General features: G+C 32.0%; 2 protein-coding genes and 1 tRNA gene. 1 reads left to right on the top strand and 2 read right to left on the bottom strand.

Going from position 1 to position 616, the window contains the following annotated elements; translation table 11 throughout:
- Window positions 1-197, top strand: a 197-nt coding sequence (locus tag ABD944_RS42210; protein WP_345187902.1) for a DnaB-like helicase C-terminal domain-containing protein, incomplete at its 5' end; no start/stop codon positions are given.
- A 2-nt stretch (window positions 198-199) separates the two neighbouring features.
- Here the strand turns inward: ABD944_RS42210 and ABD944_RS42205 are convergent.
- Together ABD944_RS42205 and ABD944_RS42200 are read right to left on the bottom strand one after the other, a co-directional pair.
- Window positions 200-272: transfer RNA gene (locus ABD944_RS42205), tRNA-Phe, on the bottom strand.
- A gap of 113 nt (window positions 273-385) precedes the next feature.
- On the bottom strand, window positions 386-616 hold a 231-nt coding region (locus tag ABD944_RS42200), incomplete at its 5' end, for a hypothetical protein (protein ID WP_345187899.1).

The following is a 616-nucleotide window of genomic DNA, read 5'->3' as shown; positions in this document are numbered from 1 at the left end:
CAAACAACTTTATTGTTCATAATTCTATAGAACAAGATGCAGATTTAGTAATAATGCTATATAGAGAAAGTTACTATACACAAGAAACTAGAAGTAGAGACTTCACAGAAGTTATAATAGCAAAACACAGGAATGGTCCGACAGGAACATTTCAATTAAAATTTAATGCTCAGATAGCAAAATTTTCTGATGCTTAAAATGCCAAGAACCAGATTTGAACTGGTGACACGAGGATTTTCAATCCACTGCTCTACCAACTGAGCTATCCCGGCTTTATATACAAATAAAGAATATCAGAGGTTGTCAATTATAGCAACCCATCTTATTAATTTTTTTCATAGCATTGAATATAACCTCTTCAATGCTTTAATTAATAAATTGTTTTTTATGTTAACAGTTCTAATTTTTCACCTAATAGAACTGTAACTTCTCCTTCATTAGTAACATCTACTACTGCACTATCACCAGCTTTAATTTTACCAGATAAAACTTCTTCAGCCAGACTATCTTCTAAAAGCCTCATTACTGCTCGTCTAAGTGGTCTAGCTCCATAGCTTGGATTATATCCTTCTTCTACTAATCGTTGCTTAAATCGTTCTGTTACATTTAATTGAAT

Source organism: Actinomadura verrucosospora (genome assembly GCF_039540335.1).
GTDB classification, from domain to species: domain Bacteria; phylum Actinomycetota; class Actinomycetes; order Streptosporangiales; family Streptosporangiaceae; genus Spirillospora; species Spirillospora verrucosospora.
The sequence above is the reverse complement of the archived record's forward strand: the minus strand, read 5'-3'. Positions and strand labels throughout refer to the sequence as shown.